Origin of the sequence: Sphingobacterium humi, from assembly GCF_009768885.1 — a bacterium.
In the GTDB taxonomy this organism is placed as follows: Bacteria; Bacteroidota; Bacteroidia; order Sphingobacteriales; family Sphingobacteriaceae; genus Sphingobacterium; species Sphingobacterium humi.
The window spans coordinates 174,328-198,316 of the sequence record NZ_WSQA01000009.1 but is presented as its reverse complement, the minus strand read 5'-3'; the positions used below and the strand labels follow the sequence as shown (position 1 = coordinate 198,316).

The following is a 23,989-nucleotide window of genomic DNA, read 5'->3' as shown; positions in this document are numbered from 1 at the left end:
TTTCAATGCAAAACTTAAGGCTTTTAGAAGTGTATTTCGAGGAGTTAGAGATACTACCTTTTTCTTATATCGGGTGATGAAATTGTATGCTTAAAAATTATTACCCCCCAAACTTTCGGTATGATCCACTTTAACATTTGATCAATGGATAAGAGATTTACCGACCTCATACAGCTTATACAGCAATCCAGAAACAATGCAATAAAGGCAGTTAATACCGAACTCATAAACCTCTATTGGAATGTAGGAGCTTATGTGAAACAAAAGTTATCCATTGCCGAGTGGGGCGATAAAACGGTAGTTGAATTGGCGGATTTCATTCAACGACACAATCCTGAATTAAAAGGGTTCAGCCGTTCAGGGCTTTACAGAATGATACAGTTTTATGAAACTTATGCTGATACCAAATTTGTCGCACCAACGGTGCGACAAATACAAATAGATAAAAATCAGATAGATAAAACTGTCTCACCATCGCTGCGACAATTTCAATTCCAAGACATCAAAAATACGCTTTTAGCTGAATTGAGTTGGACGCATCATCTTACCATCTTTTCCCGTTGTAAAACAGAAGAAGAACGGGAATTTTACTTGCGTATCACAATCAAAGAAAAATATACCAAACGAGAACTAGACCGACAAATTTCTGCAAGTCTTTTTGAGCGTGTTATGATAGGAAATGCAAAACTCTCAACAATGCCGAGAGAATTAACCATCGATATAGCAAGTCCTTTCAAAGACAATTATGTATTTGAGTTTCTGAACCTATCCGAACCTCACAGTGAAAGCGATTTACAAAAAGGCTTAATCGAGCAGATGAAAAATTTTATCCTTGAATTAGGTAGAGACTTTATTTTTATTGATGAAGAATATAAAGTGCAGGTAGGCAATAGGGATTTCTACATTGATTTGCTGTTTTATCATCGTGATTTACAATGTTTGGTAGCTTTTGAACTCAAAGCTGATGAATTTCAGCCCGAACATTTGGGACAACTGAATTTTTATTTGGAAGCACTTGACCGTAAAGCAAAGAAGAGCCATGAAAACCCAAGTATCGGTATTTTACTCTGTAAGGGCAAAGAACATGAAGTTGTAGAATTTGCGCTGAGCCGTTCACTTTCGCCTACTATGATTGCTGAATACCAAACACAATTGCCCGACAAAAAGCTACTGCAACAGAAACTGCACGAGATTTTTGAAAACAGCGGTACATAAGATGTTTAGGCGATAGCGACATTTCCCCTCGCTCATTAGTAGCTTGCAAAACCCCACCGCTCCAGGCCATAGCTGTTCTCGCTTTGGGCATTTACGGAATTGATTTGGCGACCAAATCTAACTGCAAATAAGATTGTTATTATCGGATAACTTTCATACCATTATAGCAACAAAGTATATTGACTGATTGGAAAAGGTTCTGTCAAGAGAATACAAAGTCCTACAAAACAGAGCAGATTAAAAGTGATTTATTCGGTTACCTCTGTTGATAAAGAACTTGATAACGATAATATAATCAACGATTTCTATTTATGGCTATTTTGGCTTATTAATTATATGATGATTATTTCATTGTTAGTCAATTCTTCAGGATCAGTTGGATTTGCAAATACAAAGTGCAATGGCCTAAATCATAACAGGTCAATTTGAATCTTTCTAACTTTTATCGCTTTTCGTGTTTCTCCTTTTTCATTTTTGAATTTGAAGTCGCTATAGATTAATAAGAAGGTATTTTTATTCAGTTGCAGGAGGTCTGGATAGCTGCATGATACCTCGGTGTTTTTGCCATTCAGCTGATAAGGCAGCATTTCAAAAGGATCGGACCAGCTGGTGCCTTCCTGATTCAGGGCTACCCGTATTTGCATACCGGGTCTTCCGGAGGCCAACATAATGGCACCATTCTGCAACTGTTGTAGTTTGGGAAGTACCCCATTTTTTGTAAAGGCAGCAGCTTCTGTCCAACTTTTACCCTGATCATAAGATTGTGCATAATACATGGGGCTATTCCCTAGGCCATCTGTAGTCCGAAGAACGGCTAGGTAATGGCCGTTTTTCAGAATTTCAAAGGTGGGTTCTGTAAATCCTAAGGCATGGCGTTGGTTGCCTTTAGGATCTAAGGTAGCATCGTAGCGATAAGGTATTCTGCCGATTAATGTCCAAGTTTTCCCTTTATCGTTTGAGGTATAGAAGGGTACATCCGAGGGTGGCACTTTACCATTTTTTAGTGTAAACCCAGGGTAGGTACCGGTCACTAGGGTGCCGTCTTTTAATTGTTTCATATCCCCCCACCAAACCACCGGGAAAAGTTTATCGTCTGCATACCTAACTAGATTTTGTTCGATCAGCTTGGCTGACTCCAATTGCCACTCAGGTTTATCTGCCGTTCTGCGGAATATGTGAACATCCTTTAGCTGATCAGGAAGGTCCTCAGCTTTCCAGAATTGGAAGGTTCGACCATAGGCTTCTTTTGCTTTAGCTATGGGGCTCGATAGGTTTAAGGATGTTATAGGAACAGCAACAGGCGTGTGTACTTTGATGTATTCATGGTCTGCAACCTTAAAACCACCACCTAAAGGAGCTTTCGCAACCTCCTGCCAGGTGTTCCCTTTATCTTTAGATATGGCCTGTCCAGAGCTTCCTTTGCCATAACTTTCGGCATGATCGGAAGATAGATTCCAACGAGCAACAATATGTCCCTCATCGGTTTGGTAAAAACTTGGAAATTGGAAATATCCCCATTTATAGGGTCTATCAGCCACAGCCACAACAACAGGTTCTGAAAACTGGATTCTGAAAAGCTTTTTACCTTCTTTGCTGTATATAAATTCCGATTTATCATAAGCCTTAATCCCTTCATGGAGTGGCTTTTTATTCCAATCTATTTGAGAATCTGTGAGGTTTGTAAAAGCTTTGTTGGTTCCGCAAGCGGTTAATAAAACTATGGGTAAGATTTTGAGAAGTGATAATTTCATGTACTTGGATTTGGAATGTGCATGCACGGTTAAAATATTGAAATCGGCGTTGAACTGATTGTTCACCTAATCAAAGATATTGACTGCTATTAACCATCACTACTACTTTTTTATAGATATGCAATACAATATTTCATATTTAGCAGACAGCTTACCTTATTTTTTGCGAATATTTTTCAGAACGCAACGCTTATTGATTGCCCCCTTGTGAAATCTGAATTTGACAAAAATACTTTCCATAAATCATAGACCTTTAAATTATGAAAAGCGAAAGACCGCTAGCTGATGAAAGAAATATGCTGTGGTTTTCGAAAACTCAAATTGCACACAAGACTAAATAAATAGACCCATGAAGAAGTTAGAAAAATTAAAACAAAACAAGTTGAACAACACTAAACTGGTAAAAGGTGGACTTTTAGGAAACCGTACGCCTTCTCTTGGTATTGACAATGGCGTAATGCCTACGCATAGTAGCTCAAACGAATTGTTAGGGGATTCAACGATGCCAGACCATGTTACAGATGGTTGCACCAGACCTTAAAAAAACCTTGGAAAGAAAAATATTTTAAACATTTATAAATTATAAGCACATGAAAAAGTTAGAAAAATTAAACGCAAGCAAAATTGAAAACACCGAAAATGTAAAAGGTGGTGCAGGTATTTTCGTTGACTTCTCTTTTGATAACGGAGGAGATAGCTCTGTTCCTACAACAGAACATAGACCTACAAAAGGTCGTTTAGCAGAGCACTATACATGTGACCATACTCCAGATTAAGAAATTCCCATCAATTCGTTGAGACGGAAGAGCGTGTAAGAATATTCTTGCACGCTTTTTTATTTCTTATCGGCGGCATCGAATATCTTTCAAAAGCCAGCGAATATTGTTGATGTCCTGCACGCATATTTAAACTATCCATTTTTGACTGCCTAATATTCTATTTTCACAAGTGAAGGAACTGCTTTAAAAAGAAAGCAAACCCTTCAATATGTATCGATTTAGTACCGTTAGGATGAGTAAAGTATTAGTATTGAGTCAGGCCACTTTAGAAATTTCCACAGACTACCTGTGTAAATGGATGCGGTATTTCAAGATGCCTTATGTTCGCTTGAATGGTGAGGATCTTTTCGAACTGGAGAGCTTGTCGGAACTGCCGCAGAACGAAGAGGTGGGCATCGCCTGGTATAGGAGGCGAATTCATGCCTTTCCCGGTCTTCAGTATGAGTTAAAGGAAGCCCATTTTGAGAATAAACGGACATTGGGCGATTTCTTTAATGCGGAATTTAGAACCCTATTTAATTATATTCTTGAAAAAATTGCGCCTCAAAAATGGGTGAATGACCCCGCCATGTCGATGAGGCTCAATAAGCTATTTGTTTTGCAGCTGGCGGAAGATAAAGGATTGGCGATTCCGAAAACCGAGGTGCTTACCACGAAAAAGGCTGTTGCAGACTTCATATCGCAATACCCTCAAGCAATTATCAAACCCTTGAGTGAAGTTATATTTCTGGAAGATAGCAAGGACATGCATTATAATATGCTCAGCAAACTGTTGGATGCAAAAGGCTTGAAATATGTGCCAGAGCGGTTCTTTCCTTCCCTAATTCAGGAAGCCGTAGCCAAGAAAATGGAAATCCGGGTATTCTATCTCTATGGCAAGTTTTACGCTATGGCCATCTATTCCCAGAATAATAAAAATACCAAAAATGACTTCCGCAATTACGACCATAAACGGCCCAATAGAACCGTTCCGTATCAATTGCCAATTACTATTAGCACAAAGCTCGAGGCCCTGATGCAGGCATTAGGTTTTAACACAGGTTCTATCGACTTGATATTGACACCACAAGGGGAGTATGTTTTTCTGGAAATCAATCCGGAGGGTCAATTTGGTATGGTGTCACATCCTTGTAATTACTATTTAGAGCGCGAAATGGCGCTTACCTTTAAGCATAAGATATCAAATGAAGCATAGGTTTATCAAGAAGTTGAAAAAGCTGGAAGGACTTCCGCTTTCGATTTATTTTTTGGAACGCGATAGCATGGATCTGGATAAAACACCTTTGAAAATTGAAGAAGCCAAGCTGCTGAACTCCAAAGGTTATCGGGTCATCAATTACTATAAACCCATCTCTAAATTATAAGCATGAATTACCTTCATATTTTTGCAAATTGTCGATTGGTGAAAGGGGCAAGCATGTCTTTAATCTGCGACTTGCAGCTTAGGAAATATTATCAAATTCCCAACGATATGCTTGAAGTATTAGAATACCTGGCCGATCATTCCCTTGAAGAATGTGTGGAAGCCTATGGCCATGAAAATAAAAGCACCATCCAGACTTACATCAATTTTATTCTAAAACATGATATGGGTTTTTTGGATACCCACATCATGGAGGAATTGATACCACTCTCCCTAACCTGGGATGCCTTCTCGGAAATCACGAATATTATTTTGGAAATCTCCCCAGGTACTGATTTCGAAGTGCCATTTATGGAGGAGCTATTAACCTTAAATCTCTCTGCGGTAGAAATTAGGAGCTATGAAAAAATACCTTTTGAAAAGCTAAAGGTGGTTCTTGACAAATTTAAATTTAGCACAGTCATTTCCATAAAGCTTGTATTGCATTGGGATAGTTATTGCCAAGAGAAAAACCTTAAAGCCTTGTTGGAGAGTGATCTACGAATCAACACGATGATTATCCACTCGGCTCCTCAAGATAAACACATCAAATTACTACGCGATACGGCTCATATTTTCTTCGGCAAGAAGCCCTTGGATTCCTGCTTACAGTGTGGCATTATTCAACCGAGTTATTTTAGCAGCAGTATTGAGCTTTTCTCGGAAAGCCAATTGTACAATACTTGTTTAAACCGTAAGTTGTCTGTAGATAAGGATGGTTATATCAAGAATTGTCCTTCCATGGCCAACAGCTATGGCCATATTAACAGCAGTAAACTGCAGGATATATTGGAAACCCCTGCTTTTAAACAGCCTTGGGCCATTAATAAGGATCGCATCGAAGTCTGTAAAGACTGTGAATTCCGATACGTTTGTACCGATTGCCGGGCCTATACAGAACGTACGCATATCAATGCAGAAGGGCAAGACTTCTCGAAACCTTTAAAATGTGGTTATGATCCATATGCGAATCAATGGGCAGATTGGTCGACAAATCCATTAAAGCAGCAGGCCATTTCCTACTATCAAATGGAAAGTTTAATAGCATCGCAATAGCATGGCTAAATTTCCTTTCTATAAGCAACCCGATATGAAGGACTGCGGTCCGACCTGTTTGCGTATCATCAGCAAATTCTATGGCAAAACTATGTCCTTGCAGTTGCTACGCGATTTGTCGGAAACCACAAGGGAAGGATCGAGCCTGATGGGATTAAGCCGTGCGGCAGAGGCTATAGGTTTTAAAACCCTGGCTGTAAAGATCGACTTGAATGTGCTGATTGAGGATGTGCCTCTGCCATGTATTCTGTTCTGGCGCAAGCAGCATTTTGTGGTTGTTTATAAAATTGAAAAGAAAGGGCAAACTTATAAGTTTCACATCTCGGATCCAAGTTATGGCTTAATCAGCTATGATCAGCAAGAGTTTCTGGATGCCTGGATAGGCAAAGGGGCATCTGAGCATACGGAGGAGGGAATTGTTTTGGTATTGGAGACCACGCCTCGATTTGATGACTTTGAAGAAGAAGCGGATAAGAAATTCTCCATCTATAAATACCTGAAACACTACCTGTCCAAGTACCGGAAGTTTATCTTGCAATTGGCAGTTGGATTAATCGGAGGCAGTTTATTGGCCTTGGTTTTTCCTTTTCTTACCCAAAGTATTGTCGATATTGGAATTCAGAATCAAGATCTCAATTTCATTTACCTGATCCTCTTTGCCCAGATTATGTTATACCTCGGACAGATGAGTATAGAGGTTATCCGTTCTTGGATTTTACTGCATCTCTCTTCCCGCATCAACATCTCCATTGTTTCCGACTTTTTTATTAAACTGATGCGCTTGCCCATCCGTTTTTTTGATACCCGCGTTACAGCGGATATTATGCAGCGGATATCCGACCATTCACGCATTGAACAATTGCTGACCAACACCTCTTTGCAAACCTTATTCTCCCTGATAAACTTTGTTATTTTCGGCCTGGTGCTGCTTATCTATAATTACAAGTTATTCTTGGTTTTTCTATTTGGGGCCATGGCCTATATCGGCTGGATTACCTTTTTCCTGAAAAAACGACGCGAATTAGATTATAAGCAATTTTCGCAGCTTTCGGAAGAACAGGGGCAGGTGATGGAGCTGATTAATGGGATGCAAGAGATAAAGATGAACAATGCTGAGAACTATAAGCGATGGCAATGGGAGGGGATTCAGATTAAGGTGTTCCGGATAAAGATTAAGGCGCTAAAACTGGAACAGGTGCAGACCATTGGTGGAAATATTATTAGCCAGCTTAAAGATATCCTGATCAGTTTTATTGCCGCTAGTTTGGTGGTAGAGGGCAAACTGACCTTAGGGATGATGCTTTCCGTACAATATATTATAGGACAGTTGAATTCACCACTCATTCAATTGGTAAGCTTTATTCGGCAATTTCAAGACGCCAAGATTGCCTTGGAACGGTTAAATGAAATTCATGAAAAAGACGATGAAGAGCCATTGGATGGATCTACCATCAGCGATATTCCTGCAGCAGATATTGAACTACAGGATGTCTCCTTCCGCTATACAGGATCTGAAGTTCCCGTCTTTGAGAACTTGAACCTTAGGATCCCATATCAGCAGACTACAGCCATTGTAGGTGCCAGTGGAAGCGGTAAAACTACCCTGATGAAACTGTTGGCAAAATTCTATGATGTCAATCAGGGCACCATCAAGATTGGACATACAGACATACGGAATATTTCGGTCAATAGTTGGCGAGACAGCTGCGGTATTGTGATGCAAGATGGCTATATTTTTAATGAAAGTGTAGCCAATAATATCGCTTTAGGCGATGATACGGTCAATAAAGTGAAACTGGCGAAGGCCGTTGAAATCGCTAATATCAAAGACTTTATTGAGTCTTTGCCCCTAAGCTATAATACCCGGATTGGCTATGAGGGCTTGGGGCTAAGTGGCGGACAGACCCAGCGTATGCTGATTGCCCGTTCTGTTTACAAAGAACCAAAGTATGTTTTTTTCGACGAAGCAACCAGTGCGCTGGATGCCAATACAGAAAAGATAATAACCGATAATCTCAATCAATTCCTAAAAGGTAAGACAGCTATTATTATAGCCCATCGTTTATCGACGGTGAAGCAGGCAGATAAGATTGTGGTGCTCGATAAGGGAAAGATTGTGGAAGAAGGCAACCATGCCGAATTGGTAGCCCGAAAAGGAGAGTACTACCGTTTGGTGAAAAATCAATTGGAACTTGGAAACTAACAGAGATACATTAGATCAGATTCAGCTTCGCTCAGAGCAGGTAAACGAGGTGCTGGAAAATCCACCACATTGGTTAATCCGATGGGGAAGTACCGTACTTTGTCTTTTAATTGTGTTGTTTTTCACCTTAGCTTGTATAATAAAGTATCCCGAGTTTATTCCGGGAAGCATTGTAATCAGTTCTCAAAATCCGCCGGAAAAGATCGAAACGACAGTTAATTCTCGGATTGAGAAAATCTTTATTAATGATCAGCAGGAAGTCAAAGCAGGGCAGGCCATTTTGGTTCTGCAATCTAATGCAAACTACGAAGATGTCTTGCAGTTGAAGCAACTTCTGGATAGTATGCAGCCCTTAACTATTCAACAGTTTCCTGTTCAGCAGACCTCTGGATTCCGACTAGGAGAAATCCAAGAAGATTACACCGCTTTTGCTAAGGCCGTGCAAGAGGAAATCCTCTTTGCCAAATTGAAACCCTACGATGCTGAAGGGCTGACTGCCGGGAAGAATATTAATGATTATGAGCGAAGGATTGAGAACATGAAGCAACAATATGCTTTGGAAGAGTCGAAGATGCAATTGACGGAGAAGAATTACCGACGGTCAGAACAGTTACAGCAGCAAGGGGTTATCTCGGCCCTCGATTTGGAAAATGAGAAGCTTCGCCTGCTGGAGCAAAGGAAGAGTTTTAAAAACACGCAGCTATCACTGGCACAGCTTGAAGAAAGTATCCTTAATTTCAAGAAAGTACAAACTGCTGTACAAATCAATAAATCCAAAGATCAATCAAACTATAGCACCGGAAGTCTGCTGATGTTAGAGAAGTTACGGAAGGCCATCCTGCAATGGGAGCGGAGTTTCTTAATCCGTGCTTCTATAGCAGGGAAAGTCAGCTTTCTGCAATTTCTGGGAACCAATCAGTTTGTGAAAGCGGGGACAGCCTTGCTGAGTATCCTTCCGGAACATCGGGATGTTATTGTAGGACAGATGCATATTGCAGCGCAGAATCAAGGGAAAATTCAGGCAAAGCAACGAGTACTCATCAAACTGGATAATTTCAAATACCAGGAATTTGGAATCGTGACAGGTGAAGTCAAATCCTTGTCATTGACACCTGATAAGGATGGTAAATATTATGTGGAAGTCGCCCTTCCAAAAGGCTTGGAAACATCTTATCATAAAAAGATCGACTTTAACCAAGAGCTTACGGGAAACGCTGATATCGTTACAGAGGAACTCACCTTGGCCGAGCGTATCTTAAATCAGTTGCGGAGTATGTTGAAATACCAGCAAAACGGATAGCCATGAGGAGATTAATCTGGATGATAGCTGCTTATTTTTGCATGCTTATTGGCAACTGGAATCTCCAGGCACAAGAACGCTGGGATTTGCAGAAATGCATTGAAGTGGCTTTAGAAAAGAATAAGAGTATCGCTTTAAGCAAGTTGGATGTCGCGAGTAAGATGATCGATGTGAATATGGCTAAAAATGAACGCTTACCTAGCCTGAATGGCTTTAGTAACGTCGCTAGCAATTTCGGGCAGTCGCAGGATATCTTTGGAAATAATGCGCGAAATGATAACTTCAACTCGACAATAGGCCTTAGTTCTGCTGTTTCCTTAGTAAACTTTGGTCGACATAAGCAGCAGATCCTAAAATCAGCACTACTAGTCAATGCATCGAAAGAAGAGGTCGAGTTGCAGAAACGGCAGGTGCGCATTCAGGTAGCACAAGCTTATTTGCAAGTATTGTTACAGCAGGAAATGGCACGCTTAATCGATTCGAGTAGCTATTTCTCCGAGCTACAAGTACAGAAAGTGCAAAAATCTACAGACCTAGGGTATTCGGCACTGTCTGTCTTATATGAAGCGAAGGCCAACCATAGTCGTGATGTGCAGAAACTTGCTGCCGCGCAGCAGGAAGTGGAAAAAGCCTTCTTGGGGTTGACACATTTGCTGAATTTAAACGATTCTGTAACAATTATTCTCGATGATAACTTAAGCAATATCGAACAGTTATCCTTCCATGATGCCGAGACGCAACAACTGCTGCATCATGTTTTTGATAACCATCCTTTGCTCAGAAAGTATAATTACTTAAATGAAGCTATTCTTGCTGATAATAAAATGGTAAAAACGGGCTTATATCCCAGTATAGATTTAGGGCTCAATGTTGGGAGTTTCTATTTCAATAACCTGACTTCCGGATTTGGTAAGCTTCCATTTATGCAACAAATGCAAGGTAATTTTTCCCAACAGATTACCCTTTCCATGAATATCCCAATTTACAATAAGAGATCGGTGAAGCATGGTATCCAGAAAAATAATAATCAGCTCCTTCAAAATATAGAACAGTTGGGATTAGCCAAACAGCAATTCCAACAAGAGTTGGAACGCTATCTTGTGGATTACCAGAATTATAAAAAGCAACTTGTGCTGACCCAAGAAGCCCTAGAAACGAGCAGGCTGGCCTTTGATATCAGTCAAAAAAGCTTCGATGCCGGAAAAATAAGTATTTACGACCTCAATAACTCGCGTGCAAATCTGCTTGCCGCTGAAAGCGATGTATTGCAGATTCGGTACAATATGCTGTTCTCTAAGTTGTTGGTACTCCTGATGGCGAATGGGGAAATATAACGAGATGATAAAGTCTTTTCTCCCTATTTTAAAATAAATCTTCCACTTTTTACTACCTTAATCGTCATTGTTTTAAAGAGAGATTCATTCTTAAATTAACCACTATGATGACTTTATGGAAGGGGCTTCTGCTAGGCATAGCATTGTTTGGAACTGCTATAGCCCAAACGCAGCAACCGAATATCATTTTAATCTTTGCCGATGATCTAGGCTACAAGGACTGCGGATATACAGGAAGTTCCTTTATTGAAACACCGCACATTGATAAGTTGGCGAAAAAGGGAATGATTTTTAACAATGCATATGCTGCCGCAGGGAATTGTGCACCAAGTAGAGCTTCATTAATTTCTGGAAAGTACAGCCCAAGACATGGGGTCTTTGCCGTGGGAAGCACTTCCAGAGGGCCAAAGGATGAAATGAAACTTATTCCTGTGGAAAATACAGATTACTTGGATCCTCATTTTGTCACCGTAGCGGAAGCATTGAAAAATGAAGGCTATCAAACGGCCATCTTTGGAAAATGGCACCTAGGAAAAGAGGAGGAAACAAGTCCTTTAGCGCAAGGATTCGACGTCTATGTAGATGCTAGAAAGGACAACCCGAATAAAAAATGGAATATTCCTGAAGATCCCAAAGGCATGTTCAGCCTGACTCAGGAAGCATTACACTATCTTGAAGCGCATAAAACCGATAAAAAACCATTCTTTGTCTATTTTGCGCATCACGCTATACACTCTAGTTTGGAAGCTAGACCTGCCACTTTGCAAAGATACTTGGATAGGGGTCTTCCCAAAGATCAAGCCTTGTATGCGGCCTGTACGTCCGATTTTGATGAAACTGTAGGCATGCTGTTATCCTATTTGAAGACATCGGGTTTGGATAAAAACACCTTATTGATCTTTACGAGTGACAACGGTGCTACCAATCAGTCGCCACAGGAACCCTTGCGGGGAAATAAAGGATCTTACTATGAAGGGGGTATTCGAGAGCCATTCATTGCATACTGGCCAGGCCAGGTGGAAGCAGGCACGGTAAATAATACACCTATTATTAACATCGATCTTTATCCTACCTTTTTGGCTTTGGCCCATGGAGAAAAGAAGGATCTTGATGGCGAGAATCTATGGCCATTATTGAGTGGCCATGCTGATACAACCGATCGTAAAGCTATTTTTTGGCATTTCCCTGGCTACTTAAACAATCCTGTTATTCGGGGTCGGGATACTATTTTTCGCTCTAGGCCTGTATCCGTCATCCGAAAAGGCGATTGGAAATTGCACTTGTATCATGAAGAGTGGTTAATGCAAGGCGGTTATAAATCAATTGACAGTAGCAATGCCGTTGAACTATACAACCTAGCCAATGATATGGGCGAACGGAATAACTTAGCCTTAGCTAATCCTAAAAAGCGTAATGAACTGTTGGATGAATTGCTGCTATGGATAAAAAAAACAAATGCACCAATGCCCTCACTGATAAATGGAAATAACAAACCTATTAGTCAATCGAAAAAAGCTAAACCCTAAGCAGGTAACAATTTGTTACTATTGCTGTTACATTTCCCCTGTTAATTGATGTAAAGTTTAACCTTAATCAAGTTTTTGATGAAGTGTAAAACCATTAGTAGGCATGTATGGGGGGCTGCTATAATTTAGGAATGCTTGCTTCTAGTCATCATTGATAGAATAAAAATGTCTAAATGATCCATAGCAGCCATACCGTTTGATGCTTTTGGATTGGAAATTTCATTGCTATCCTTACTTTGGACTTTTAGCAATATTTTCTAATTTGGATACCTAGATACTTATGACCAATTACGCACATTTTGATGATTCTCATTTAATTGACCTTCTACAGGTGCGAGATCAACGTGCATATACAGAGATTTACAATCGCTTCTGGCCTGTTTTATTTCGGCATGCGCGCCGCATGCTCCAAGATGATGATGAGGCTACAGATGTGGTGCAAGATATTTTTGCCAAGTTATGGGAGAAAGCGGATGCCATTAAATTATCTGGAAACCTTGCTGGCTACCTGTACAGTGCGACTCGTAATCGTGTCATCGACCGGATAGATCGACATCGCTTAGAAAAAAGATATTTAGATTCCTTAGCCAACTTTCTTCAGCATAGTCAAGCAGTAACCGAGGATCAGGTGCTGGCAGCAGAACTTGCTCGACGTATAGAGGAAGAAGTCGCTAAACTACCTAAAAAGATGCAACGTATCTTTTTGATGCGTCAAGAAGCAGAGCAGTCCTATAAAGAAATTGCGCATACTATTGGAACTTCGGAAGGTAATGTGAAAAAACAATTGTATAATGCCATGAAACTCTTGCGATCAAAGCTCCACATCTCCATGCTACTCATTTGCTGGAACATCCTTAGCTATTGGTATCGCCATTTTCATTAATAATCTCTACTTTCTTTTTTATTTTCTTCCACTTTTGTCTTCCTCGAGCGTCTTTATTATAAAATGCTTAAGTTATGATTAATCAGCCAGCCAAGGAATTACTTGATCGCTATCGAACAGGTCAATGTAGCGATAAAGAGCGCCGCCAAGTGGAAGCTTGGTATATACAGGTTGTTGATGCTATGGATGATACTCATCTTCCTGAGCCTGATTATGCTGCTGTTGAGAGGAAACTAAAAAGTCAGCTTCCTGAACTCGAGCGTAAAAAGGTTCTTAATCTCAAAAAATTTATACCTTACGCTGCCGCAATTCTTATTGCTGGCTTAACCGTTTCCTTCTTCTGGATATTCCAGAAAGATAAATCAACGCATCTCATAGAACAAATCACACAATTAGATGAGGATGTTGCCCCAGGAACAAATCGTGCTAAGTTGACCTTAGCCGACGGTAGATCTATTGATTTAAGCGAATCTCATAAAGGAATAGTCATTGCAGACCAAATTACCTATATGGATGGAAGTGCCGTTTTGGATCAAACTGCTAATATAGAAATGCTTACCCTAAGCACACCTAAAGGAGGAACTTACCAGGTCACCCTGCCTGACGGTAGTAAAGTCTGGCTAAATGCCGAAACAACATTGAAATATCCTTCCCGATTTGATACGGAAGAACGTGTTGTCGAATTGACAGGCGAGGCATATTTTGATGTGGTAGGATTAAAGCGACAAGATGCAAATCAAAGTATACAGCAGTCTGGCCGAATTCCATTCCGAGTTATCACAAAAGGCCAGATCGTAGAAGTATTAGGAACTCAATTTAATATTGCTGCATATCCAACGCAGCCTCAGATTAAAACAACCTTAGTAAAAGGCAAAGTGCGTTTGTCCTCCCAAACAAAGCAATTAACTCTGCAACCAGGTGAGCAAGGGATATCCAATCAAAACGGTTTGGTCAAAAACAAAGTAGATACGGAATTATTTACAGCATGGAAGGATGGGTATTTCTATTTTGATCGTGCTTCAACCAAGGCTGCAGTAGAGGAATTAGCCCGATGGTATGACCTGGACGTACAATATAAAGGAAAACTTTCAAACATTAATATTTACGCCTACATCGAAAGGAATAAACCCCTAAGTGCTGTGTTGAATGCTTTGGAAAAGAGTGGGTTGCACTTTGAGTTGAATCAAATCAAAGGTAGAAATCAACTTATTGTTTCTGAACATTAAGAATCAGAATACAACACTTTAAATTTCTTGTAAAACTAACTTATATCTATAACCAATTAATAATGAATGTATTCATGGGAAAACCAAAAATAGTGAACAAGATGAATCTTATTCGCTTATTGTTCCGTGCGAAAATCGTACTACTATGCAGCTTTTTGCTTACTAATCAGCTTATGGCGGCAGGAAATGCGCAGACAATTTCTGCCCAGACGAAAAATACAACCTTACGCGAGGTAATGAAGATTATCCAGAAACAACAGGGATATTCATTCTTATTTCGAGGAGATCATATTGCAGAAAAGCATATCGCTGTACAAATGAAACAAGTAGGCTATAATGATGCCATGCGCATGATTCTTGATGAATATGGCTTGTCATGGACCTTGGAAGATGGTATTATTACTGTAACGGAGAAGCCTAAAAAAGTAGTCGATCAGTTCAGCATGACACAGCAACGCATTATTACAGGGAAAGTTGTTGACGAGTCTGGGAATCCATTAAAAGGAGTGACTGTGTCAGCGGTCGGGGAGACTGTTGCCACGGTGACTGATGATGAAGGCCGATATCAGATTGCAATCTCCGCCGCAACTAAGGAACTATCCTTTACCATGCTGGGTTTTGAGAAGCAAACCTTCTCTCTAGGACAATTAGCTTCCCTGAATATAACCTTAATACCAACAACGAACGCTCTTGATGAGGTAATTGCGGTAGGCTATGGTACGCAGAAGAAGCGGAGTGTGACCAGTGCCGTAGCGACCATCAATCCGAAGGAGGCTTTAGAATCCAGGCCTATCGTGTCTGTTCAACAAGGCCTTTCCGGAATGACACCTGGCTTGAATATAACGCAAACTAATGGTCGTCCTGGCGTATTTCAAGGATTAAGTATTCGAGGCAATGGATCACCGATTGTATTGGTCGATGGATTTGTGTCCTCGTTAGCAGATGTTGATCCTAGTCAGGTTGCTGAGATTTCCGTATTGAAAGATGCGGCATCGGCGGCCATATATGGCTTACAGGCCGCAAATGGTGTAATTCTCATCACGACGAAGAGTGGTCGGAAAAACAAACCAATTGAATTCACCTATGGAGCACAGGCCAGTTTGCAAGGCTATACCAAAATACCTAAGATGGCCAATACAGTTGAGTATATGGAACTGCGCAACAAAGCCGATTTAAATGAGCAAGTATATATTAATGGACAAGATTTAGCAACCGCAGATCCTTTTGCTGATTTTAGTCAGGATGTAATTCAACGCGCTAAAGCCGGCGAGTTTTTTGACACCGATTGGTCTTCGATTCTATATGGTCAACGCGCCAGGCAGATGACCCAAAACCTAGGCTTAACAGGAGGAAGTGAGAAATCAATCTATTCCCTAGCTTTAGGTTATATCGATCAAAAAGGGGTCAATATTTCCGATTTAGATGGCTTTAAGCGGTATAATCTACGGGCTAAGTTAGAAACCGATGTCACCAATTGGCTTAGCTTAGGTGCAAATACAGCTTATACACATTCCAGCCAGGTGGCTGTGCCAGTTGAAAATGGACGTGCCTTACGAGCTGTTCCTTTTTATCCGGTAAATGATCATTTAGGAACAGGCTTATATGCCGTTGGGGATGGTGGAACTTCTCAAAATCCGGTGTTAACTTCTAACGATGGTTCCTTCGCTAAAGATTTAAGGGATGTACTGGAATTACAATTAAACGGCAAAGTCAAATTAGTTAAAGGGCTTCAGTTTGAAGAAAATGTAGGCGTTAGAATTTTAAACTTCAACGGAAAAGATTGGAACAACGTAATCGATCATGCTTCCCTTGAATTTGATGGTGAAACCGGAACCTATACGGCGAACCCAAATGTGATTGCGCAATCCGCATCACGATCCTTGTTATACAATACAAACCGGCTACAAGTTATTACAACACAATCCTTGTTACGCTATGAATGGGGGAGTAATGAACATCATATTAATTCGGTGCTAGGTTGGCAAACAGAAATGCAAAAAGCTGAAGGGTTCAATACGCAACGTCAAAACTTCTTAAATGATGCCGTGCTTAGTTTAAACCTTGGTGGAGTTGAGGCCGGATTGACTAATGGCTCGAATGCTTTTGAATCCAGTAATTTATCAGCCTTAGGCCGGGTAAGCTATGACTATGGAGGCCGGTATTTAGCAGAAGTTTCTTTCCGTAATGATTGGTCTTCCAATTTTGCGAAAGGCTACAGAAGTGGTTTCTTTCCTTCCCTTTCTTTGGGATGGAATATGAAGGAAGAGGCTTTTCTTGTAGATAAAACCTGGCTTAACTTACTTAAACTTCGAGGCTCTTGGGGAGAGGTAGGTCTTGATAATGTTTCACCTTTGGCCTTTATCCAACGGGTTTCTCAAAACTTTGGTTACCCTTGGACAGCAGGACTTGAATCAGGGCTGGTGATTAACAATTATGCAAGTCCAAAATTAACGTGGGAAACTCATCGCAAGCTAAATATAGGTTTAGATTTCTCCTTATTTGATGGTCAATTTAGCATGACTGCCGATGTATTTAGAAACCGACGGTATAATATTCTCGCGGAGGCACAAGTGGCTCAAGAATTTGGCCTGGCAGCACCGAGCGTTAATCGTCGATCGCAGGAATATAAAGGCTGGGAATTAACCCTTAATCATCAGCATAAAGTAGGCGATTTTCATTATCGGGTTTCTTTAAATGCGAGTAATATCCGATCGAAATGGCTCTCCTTAGGTGGGGAAGCAGCGAACTACACTGATTTTCTGCGGAAGGAGGGCTACCCTGTAGATATGCAATATGGTTATATTGCCGATGGATTAATCAGTAATCAATCAGAGCTCGACGCCTATAAATCCAATCATACTTTTGCAGGGCCGAATACCTCTTTATTATATATTGGAGCACCTAAATTAAAAGATATCAGTGGCCCTGATGGCGTTCCTGACGGGAGAATTGATGCAACCTATGATCGAGATATTATCAATCATAAGCGCGGGGATTTTATCGTTGGCGGTCAATTGAGTGTTGGTTATAAGGATTTTAACTTAACAAGTACGCTAAGTGGGGTTTTTGATCGGAATATTTACGCTGTCGGCGGACAGTCTGAAATGCAGTTTTCAGGTGGTGTAGGCAATGCCTTTGCTGTCCATATGGAGAGTTTTGACCCAGATCAACCCAATAAAAATGCAACTTATCCCTTAGTTCGTTCAGGATTAATTAACTATGATCGGTCTAGCTATTGGATGCGCTCGGCAAGTTACCTTCGTGTTCGAAACATAAACCTGAGTTATCGAGTCAATGATAAGTGGATGCAAAAACTCGGGGTGCTAAATAAAGCCTCCATATTTGCCTCTGTTGAAAACCCATTTATCATTTGGGACAACTTTTTTGCTAGTTCCTATGGCTGGGATCCAGAATTGGGAATAGGACAGGTGGACTATCCGATGGCACGCACATTTGCACTAGGTTTAAACATTACCTTTTAATCTTACGGACATGATATTTTCAAACATAAAATCTTCATTATTATTCGGACTTGCTAGTTTATTGACTTGTACTGCCTGTGATTCTTTTTTAGATAAGGAACCTTTAAATGAATATTCAGTTGCCACCTTATATCAAACTGAGCATGATATTCGGCTAGCTCTAAATGGATTGTACCGGGAAATACGTGGCTTTAATCCTGATGGTTATCCACAATTTAGTGAATATGTGTATGCGACCTTTACAGATGATGCATACGACCGCCGAGGTGCAGCACAATCCTCAGATTTAGACTTTAGCAGCAGTAAAAACAAATTGGCACAGGATTGGGAATCGAGGTATGCCATAATCCGGAATATCAATGAATTTCTAGCCCGGGCACCGCAGGCTGAAGGAAGTTTTGCCGATCCGCAACTCTATAAACGCTATCTTGCCGAAGCACGATTTATGCGCGCTTTGAATTATGCTCGTCTCAACTTTTTATTCGGTGCTGTGCCTTTACTTACTGAACCTACTGAACCTGATTTTTTTCCTAGAAGAGCCACTCGGGAAAAGGTATTTGATTTTGTAAGCGATGAACTCGCAGCCATTGCTAAAGATCTACCTGAAAAATACAATAACGCTAATGATGTCGGACGAATTACAAAAGGAGCTGCATTAGCTATACAAGCGAGGCATCTTTTAAATGGAATCGATTGGTATCCCGATAAACAATCCTTGTATAGTAAAGCGGCAGAAGCTGCTGGTTCAGTATATAAAAGCAGAGTTTATAGTTTGGATGCTGGAGAAGCTGGCTATCAAAAGTTGTTCACGCGTGCCAGTGCCAATGGGGCTAGTAATGAAGCAATCCTGACTTTATTTTATAATCGAGACTTTAAAAGTCATGGTTATCAGGTGGTTATCCTTCCTAAAGGGGCTTTTTCCGGTAGCCGATCGAATAACAGTAATTATATCGGAGCAACAAATGCTTTAGTAGAGTCTTATCAGATGAAAGCTAATGGCCTTGCCGTTAGCAATCCTGCTTCTGGTTATGACCCGGCAAAACCTTGGGAAGGAAGAGACCCTCGATTAGCTGCCACGATATTAAAAGCTGGTGATATGATTCCTGCCAAAGGAGGTGATGGCAAGAGCGATCTTTATGTATTCGATGCCCATCCGAAGAAAAATCCAACGGTTACATTAGAAAATGGAAAAATTATAGGCTCTGTGACCACCGATGATGTAAATAAAAACGAAATCAATAGAACCGGATATGGCTTTAAGAAATACATGGATTTTGATTTCATCACACCTGTGAAGACAGATATTCACTATCATTTCATTCGCTATGCCGAGGTGATATTGCTTTACGCTGAAGCTATTTTAGGGAAAGATGCCGATATCAATAAGGCGATGGCCTTGGTGAACGAGGTGCGGGCGCGCGTCGGAATGCCAAATGTAGTTACAAGCTATGGTGCCGTCAATAGCAAGGAAAAGGCTTTGGAAATCATATTACAGGAAAGAAGGTCTGAATTTGCTTTAGAAGGACCGCAACGCTTTTTCGATATTCGAAGACACCATTTAGGCGAACAGCTGTTTAAAGATGGCAATGTGTATGGCATTCCTTTGGGTGATGGCAGAAATGCGAATGCGAATGTAAAAGATGGTGATTTGGATAATGCGAAAAAGATTATTGTTGGCAAACGGAACTTTAATGCAATTCAGTATTACCTATGGTCTATTCCTTTGGTTGCTATACAGCAAAACGATAATTTAACCAAAGATCCTGAATAATAGCATCGCTTTAAAAGCTTTACTACGCATAATTTTCGTATCTTATTTCATTATAAACCAATAGAAATGATCGGAATTCGTACTGGAAATGGCAGAATAAGTGTGTGGTATTACCTCCTCATTCTCCTCACCCTCCTCATTACCATTGCGCAATTAAACGCTCAATCGCGACCTAATATCTTATGGATTACCATCGAAGATACCTCCCCACAATTCGTGGGCTGCTACGGCAATCCAGATGCCCGAACGCCAACCATCGATCGCTTGGCCAAGGAGGGCGTCCGATTTACCAATGCCTTTTCTACCAATACAGTCTGTTCGCCTAGCCGAACTACCCTCATCACAGGCGTACGAACCTATGAAAACGGAACAGGGCATCATCGCAGTAAATTTCCGTTGCCGGCATTTATGCAAGGCTTCCCACACTATATGCAAGAGGCTGGTTATTACACCTGCAACAATGCTAAAACCGATTACAATATTCAGAATGATAAGGAATATATAAAGGCCGCCTGGAACGAGAGCAGCGATAAAGCCGGATGGTGGAACCGCAAATCTGGACAGCCTTTCTTTGCCGTGTTCAATTACATGGATAGTCATCAGTCAAGAACCATGACCGATCCCTACGATAAATATGTGCAGACGGTGTTGGATGAACTTCCTGAAGAAGATCAGATTAGCGAATCAGCCTTCCAGATGCCGCCATTTTTTAGGGATAGCCCGGAAATGCGGAAGCAGTTTGCGCGGGTCTACAATGCTTTAAAACTAACTGATAATAAAATTGCGAAACTCCTCCAGAAGCTAGAGCAGGACAACTTATCTGATAGTACCATCATCTTCTTTTTTGGCGATCATGGGGAAGGTATTCCTAAAGCGAAAACCAACGGCATCAATTTAGGCTATCGAGTACCCTTTGTGGTTTGGTTTCCCCCCATGTATCAACATTTATCCCCTTGGGGAACAGGCGTTGTGAGTGATGAGTTGGTCAACTTTGAAGACCTCGCACCCACGCTTATCCAGTTGGCGGAAGGACAGGTGCCGACACATATGAAAGGCCGAACGCTACTAGGGGAGGAAAGATCTAAGCCCGTATCTTATTTAGCTTTATCCTCCGATCGCTCCGATAATGGTATCGATATGGTGCGAAGCATTACCGATGGGCGGTATATCTATAGTAGAAATTACATGCCCTTTATGCCGCAGGCGCGCTTCATCAACTATATGGAAATTGCAGAAATCAAACAACAAATGCGAAAGGATTGGATTGCAGGACATTTAAATAAAGAGCAGCAGACGCTGTTTGAAGATAGACCCGCCGAGTTCCTCTTCGATACCGAAATGGATACCTGGGAGCTCAAAAACCTCGTCGAACAGCCTGCATATCAACAACAGTTAAGCCTGATGCGACAGCAATTGGATCAAACCATCATGCAGGCTAGGGATATCATGTTTCTTCCCGAATATGAACTGAATGAAATAGCAAAGACTGGAACAGCGTACGAATACCGCTTAAATCCGCAGCAGTATCCGCTGGAGGAAATTTATGCCGCAGCAAAGCTGTCCGGTTTTCGTTCCAAGGAAGTTACAAACCAACAGATTAAGCTGCTTTCTTCCAAGAACAATATCGTTAGGTATTGGGCCGCCGTGGGACTGCGGTCGCAGAACGCAACGCAGTTAAAAGCTCATAAGCAGCGTTTGAAAGCCGCCTTAAAAGATCCTTATGCACCTGTGCGGATTAGCATTGCTGCGGTTTTATTTGATTTAAATGAGGATCGGCAAGCTGCCGAAATCCTGAAAACAGAACTGGCGAACGAAAACCATTACCTCGCCCTGATGGCCATTAACTACCTGTTATACCTACAACATCCGGAGGCTTTTGCCGAGCAGATGCACAGCCTAAAGGATAATAAAGCATTAACTGCCGATTTGAAGATGGCCGTAAGAGACTATTATGTCCGATTGAAACAAGATGAAGATAAAAAGAACTAACCTAAACTCGCTGCAGATGACCCGATCTACCTATGTATATTACCTTACCATGCTTGGCCTCCTCTTGGGGAATTGCACTGGAGCACTTGCCCAGCAACATAAACCCCAAAAACCCAATATCATCTATATCCTCATGGATGATTTAGGGATAGGTGATTTAGGGGTTTACTATCAAAATAGGCGAAAGGCCGAGCAGAATCGGAATCACCCCTATATGCAAACGCCCAACATCGATGGCTTGGCTGTATCCGGAGCTCAATTAAACCAGGGCTATGTCAATGCCCCGGTGTGTGTGGCTTCCAGAGCCTCTTTATTGTTAGGGGCGAGCCAGGGCCAAACCAAGGTGCGTGATAATCAATTTGACAAAGCCCTGGATAGCAATTATAATCTGGCCAATACCTTAAAAGAAGCCGGATATACCACTGCGGCCATCGGCAAATGGGGATTGCAGGGCAAGGGCAACGTATGGCCGGCACATCCAAGGAAGATAGGCTTCGATTATTATTATGGTTATATACGCCATAGCGATGGGCATGAACATTATCCCAAAGAAGGAAAATACAGAGGCAGCAAGGAAGTCTATGATAACTTTACCAACGTAACGCCGGGTTTAGATAAATGCTATACCGGCGATTTATGGACTGCCCGCGCCAAGCAATGGATTATAGCGTACAGCCAAGCCAACCCGACAGATAAACCTTTCTTTATGTATTTGGCCTATGATACGCCACATGCGGTTACAGAGCTGCCAACCCAGGCCTATCCTGCGGGTGCCGGATTAAAAGGTGGCTTGCAATGGCTCGGCAAACCCGGTGAAATGATCAATACCGCTTCCGGAGAAATAGATTCCTGGATAGCGCCGGAATATGCCCAAGCGACTTGGGATCATGATAATAATCCGTCCACTGCTGAACAGCCCTGGCCTAATGTATATAAACGCTATGCCACCAGTGTCAAACGTATTGATGATCAGGTAGGCGATATCCTGCAACTCTTAAAGGATTTGGGCATCGCAGATAATACCCTACTTATTTTTACCTCCGATAATGGCCCCAGTAAAGAGTCTTATTTAAAAGAAGAGTATTCCCCAGAATTTTTTCGGGGCTATGGGGCTTTCGATGGCATAAAAAGAGATTTATGGGAAGGTGGCGTGCGGGCTCCATTTCTCGTGCAATGGCCCAATCGCATTAAGCCGGGCACCGTTATCAACGACCCAATGATGGCTTCGGATTGGTTGGCTACCTTTTTAGAAGCTGCAGGATATACCATTCCTGCCCATGTCGACGGAACTTCCTTAATGCCGGTATTAACCGGAACAGGAAAGAAGGAAACCTCCAAGGTGTATGTAGAATATGCCCAAAACCAACGCACACCAGATTATGCCGACTTCGAACCGGCCCGCAGAAACAGACTGCGTCAGCAAATGCAGTCTGTGCGCATAGGCGATCATATGGGCGTACGCTATGATATTCAATCGCCTAGCGATCCTTTTGAAATTTATAATGTGGTTCTCGATCCGCAGCAGCGCACTAACCTGGCCAGTAATCCGGCATATAAAGCATTGCAAGAGCAGATGCAGCGGAAGGTGACCCAAATGCGTAGACCAGATAAGGATGCGCCCAGACCCTATGATAGTGTATATGTGGCTGCCGAAGCCGTAACAGGGCGTAAAAAAGGGCGCTTGGAAAGTAAATTATATCATACCGATGAATCCTGGGTATCCAGTGGAAATGGCTTAAAAGCATTGAAAACAAAACGTATCAAAAGCTTAAATTCGGCTTCTTTGCCCTATGCTTTGCATGCCAGCTATGTGGTGAAAGGTTATATTGATGTGCCTGCCGACGGTACCTATGTATTCAACTTCCAAAGCAATGGGAAGGCCGTGTTCAAACTGCATGATATCTTAGTAATCGATGCCGATTATGCGTATAAAGGAGAGGCTATTCAAGAAGAGATTCGTTTGAAAGCAGGACTACATCCTTTCCGATTTTATTATCGACCTGCTTCAAGCAATAGTCGGTTTAGTTTAACCTATTCCGACCAACATGGACAAACGAAAGAAATAAAATAGG

The 23,989-nt window shown here is 41.4% G+C and carries 17 protein-coding genes; 16 read left to right on the top strand and 1 reads right to left on the bottom strand.

Annotated elements, in window-relative coordinates:
* The first annotated feature begins 144 nt into the window (after positions 1 to 144).
* Entirely contained in the window at positions 145 to 1,215 is a 1,071-nt protein-coding gene (locus GQF63_RS13155; RefSeq protein ID WP_160369697.1) for a PDDEXK nuclease domain-containing protein, read from the top strand.
* Between the two features lie 410 nt (positions 1,216 to 1,625).
* Here the strand turns inward: GQF63_RS13155 and GQF63_RS13150 are convergent, their stop codons facing one another.
* Positions 1,626 to 2,966, bottom strand: a complete 1,341-nt coding sequence (locus GQF63_RS13150; RefSeq protein WP_160369696.1) for a sialidase family protein — start codon at positions 2,964 to 2,966, stop codon at positions 1,626 to 1,628.
* Between the two features lie 349 nt (positions 2,967 to 3,315).
* On the opposite strand from GQF63_RS13150, the gene GQF63_RS13145 reads away from it, so the two are divergent.
* The 15 genes from GQF63_RS13145 (at position 3,316) to GQF63_RS13075 (ending at position 23,988) form a co-directional block, all read left to right on the top strand.
* Entirely contained in the window at positions 3,316 to 3,507 is a 192-nt protein-coding gene (locus GQF63_RS13145; RefSeq protein ID WP_160369695.1) for a hypothetical protein, read from the top strand.
* A gap of 49 nt (positions 3,508 to 3,556) precedes the next feature.
* A complete protein-coding gene (locus tag GQF63_RS13140; protein WP_160369694.1) occupies positions 3,557 to 3,742 on the top strand; it encodes a hypothetical protein in 186 nt (61 codons plus the stop codon).
* 235 nt (positions 3,743 to 3,977) lie between these two features.
* Positions 3,978 to 4,940: a grasp-with-spasm system ATP-grasp peptide maturase gene (gene gwsG, locus GQF63_RS13135; RefSeq protein WP_160369693.1), complete on the top strand. Its 963-nt coding sequence runs from the start codon at positions 3,978 to 3,980 to the stop codon at positions 4,938 to 4,940.
* Positions 4,930 to 5,109, top strand: a complete 180-nt coding sequence (locus GQF63_RS13130; protein WP_160369692.1) for a hypothetical protein — start codon at positions 4,930 to 4,932, stop codon at positions 5,107 to 5,109. The genes gwsG and GQF63_RS13130 overlap by 11 nt, the downstream gene beginning before the upstream one ends.
* A 2-nt stretch (positions 5,110 to 5,111) precedes the next feature.
* Positions 5,112 to 6,203 (top strand): grasp-with-spasm system SPASM domain peptide maturase, encoded by a 1,092-nt coding sequence (gene gwsS, locus GQF63_RS13125; RefSeq protein WP_160369691.1) that lies wholly within the window; start codon positions 5,112 to 5,114, stop codon positions 6,201 to 6,203.
* Position 6,204: 1 nt separating this feature from the next.
* Entirely contained in the window at positions 6,205 to 8,406 is a 2,202-nt protein-coding gene (locus GQF63_RS13120) for a peptidase domain-containing ABC transporter (RefSeq protein ID WP_160369690.1), read from the top strand.
* The gene (locus GQF63_RS13115) at positions 8,396 to 9,706 is read left to right on the top strand and encodes an HlyD family secretion protein (protein WP_160369689.1); all 1,311 of its coding nucleotides are present in this window, start codon (positions 8,396 to 8,398) and stop codon (positions 9,704 to 9,706) included. Before GQF63_RS13120 ends, GQF63_RS13115 begins: the two co-directional genes overlap by 11 nt.
* A 2-nt stretch (positions 9,707 to 9,708) precedes the next feature.
* Complete coding sequence (locus tag GQF63_RS13110; RefSeq protein WP_160369688.1) at positions 9,709 to 11,040, top strand: TolC family protein; 1,332 nt, start codon at positions 9,709 to 9,711, stop codon at positions 11,038 to 11,040.
* A gap of 104 nt (positions 11,041 to 11,144) precedes the next feature.
* The gene (locus GQF63_RS13105; RefSeq protein WP_212592573.1) at positions 11,145 to 12,566 is read left to right on the top strand and encodes a sulfatase; all 1,422 of its coding nucleotides are present in this window, start codon (positions 11,145 to 11,147) and stop codon (positions 12,564 to 12,566) included.
* Between the two features lie 280 nt (positions 12,567 to 12,846).
* Entirely contained in the window at positions 12,847 to 13,449 is a 603-nt protein-coding gene (locus GQF63_RS13100) for an RNA polymerase sigma factor (RefSeq protein ID WP_160369687.1), read from the top strand.
* A gap of 74 nt (positions 13,450 to 13,523) precedes the next feature.
* Complete coding sequence (locus tag GQF63_RS13095) at positions 13,524 to 14,675, top strand: FecR family protein (RefSeq protein WP_160369686.1); 1,152 nt, start codon at positions 13,524 to 13,526, stop codon at positions 14,673 to 14,675.
* A 62-nt stretch (positions 14,676 to 14,737) separates the two neighbouring features.
* Positions 14,738 to 18,157 (top strand): SusC/RagA family TonB-linked outer membrane protein, encoded by a 3,420-nt coding sequence (locus GQF63_RS13090; RefSeq protein WP_160369685.1) that lies wholly within the window; start codon positions 14,738 to 14,740, stop codon positions 18,155 to 18,157.
* A gap of 10 nt (positions 18,158 to 18,167) precedes the next feature.
* Positions 18,168 to 19,928, top strand: coding sequence for a RagB/SusD family nutrient uptake outer membrane protein (locus GQF63_RS13085; protein WP_160369684.1), 1,761 nt, complete (start codon positions 18,168 to 18,170; stop codon positions 19,926 to 19,928).
* Between the two features lie 66 nt (positions 19,929 to 19,994).
* Positions 19,995 to 21,917, top strand: a complete 1,923-nt coding sequence (locus GQF63_RS13080; RefSeq protein WP_160369683.1) for a sulfatase-like hydrolase/transferase — start codon at positions 19,995 to 19,997, stop codon at positions 21,915 to 21,917.
* Entirely contained in the window at positions 21,898 to 23,988 is a 2,091-nt protein-coding gene (locus tag GQF63_RS13075; RefSeq protein ID WP_160369682.1) for a sulfatase-like hydrolase/transferase, read from the top strand. The genes GQF63_RS13080 and GQF63_RS13075 overlap by 20 nt, the downstream gene beginning before the upstream one ends.
* Position 23,989: the final 1 nt, after the last annotated feature.

Coding starts and splice junctions, on each gene's coding strand:
- GQF63_RS13075 (WP_160369682.1), top strand. CDS start 21,898: ATGAAGATAAAAAGAACTAACCTAAACTCGCTGCAGATGACCCGATCT.
- GQF63_RS13110 (WP_160369688.1), top strand. CDS start 9,709: ATGAGGAGATTAATCTGGATGATAGCTGCTTATTTTTGCATGCTTATT.
- GQF63_RS13095 (WP_160369686.1), top strand. CDS start 13,524: ATGATTAATCAGCCAGCCAAGGAATTACTTGATCGCTATCGAACAGGT.
- GQF63_RS13080 (WP_160369683.1), top strand. CDS start 19,995: ATGATCGGAATTCGTACTGGAAATGGCAGAATAAGTGTGTGGTATTAC.
- GQF63_RS13100 (WP_160369687.1), top strand. CDS start 12,847: ATGACCAATTACGCACATTTTGATGATTCTCATTTAATTGACCTTCTA.
- GQF63_RS13150 (WP_160369696.1), bottom strand. CDS start 2,966: ATGAAATTATCACTTCTCAAAATCTTACCCATAGTTTTATTAACCGCT.
- GQF63_RS13090 (WP_160369685.1), top strand. CDS start 14,738: ATGAATGTATTCATGGGAAAACCAAAAATAGTGAACAAGATGAATCTT.
- GQF63_RS13140 (WP_160369694.1), top strand. CDS start 3,557: ATGAAAAAGTTAGAAAAATTAAACGCAAGCAAAATTGAAAACACCGAA.
- GQF63_RS13105 (WP_212592573.1), top strand. CDS start 11,145: ATGATGACTTTATGGAAGGGGCTTCTGCTAGGCATAGCATTGTTTGGA.
- gwsS (WP_160369691.1), top strand. CDS start 5,112: ATGAATTACCTTCATATTTTTGCAAATTGTCGATTGGTGAAAGGGGCA.
- GQF63_RS13130 (WP_160369692.1), top strand. CDS start 4,930: ATGAAGCATAGGTTTATCAAGAAGTTGAAAAAGCTGGAAGGACTTCCG.
- gwsG (WP_160369693.1), top strand. CDS start 3,978: ATGAGTAAAGTATTAGTATTGAGTCAGGCCACTTTAGAAATTTCCACA.
- GQF63_RS13155 (WP_160369697.1), top strand. CDS start 145: ATGGATAAGAGATTTACCGACCTCATACAGCTTATACAGCAATCCAGA.
- GQF63_RS13120 (WP_160369690.1), top strand. CDS start 6,205: ATGGCTAAATTTCCTTTCTATAAGCAACCCGATATGAAGGACTGCGGT.
- GQF63_RS13085 (WP_160369684.1), top strand. CDS start 18,168: ATGATATTTTCAAACATAAAATCTTCATTATTATTCGGACTTGCTAGT.
- GQF63_RS13145 (WP_160369695.1), top strand. CDS start 3,316: ATGAAGAAGTTAGAAAAATTAAAACAAAACAAGTTGAACAACACTAAA.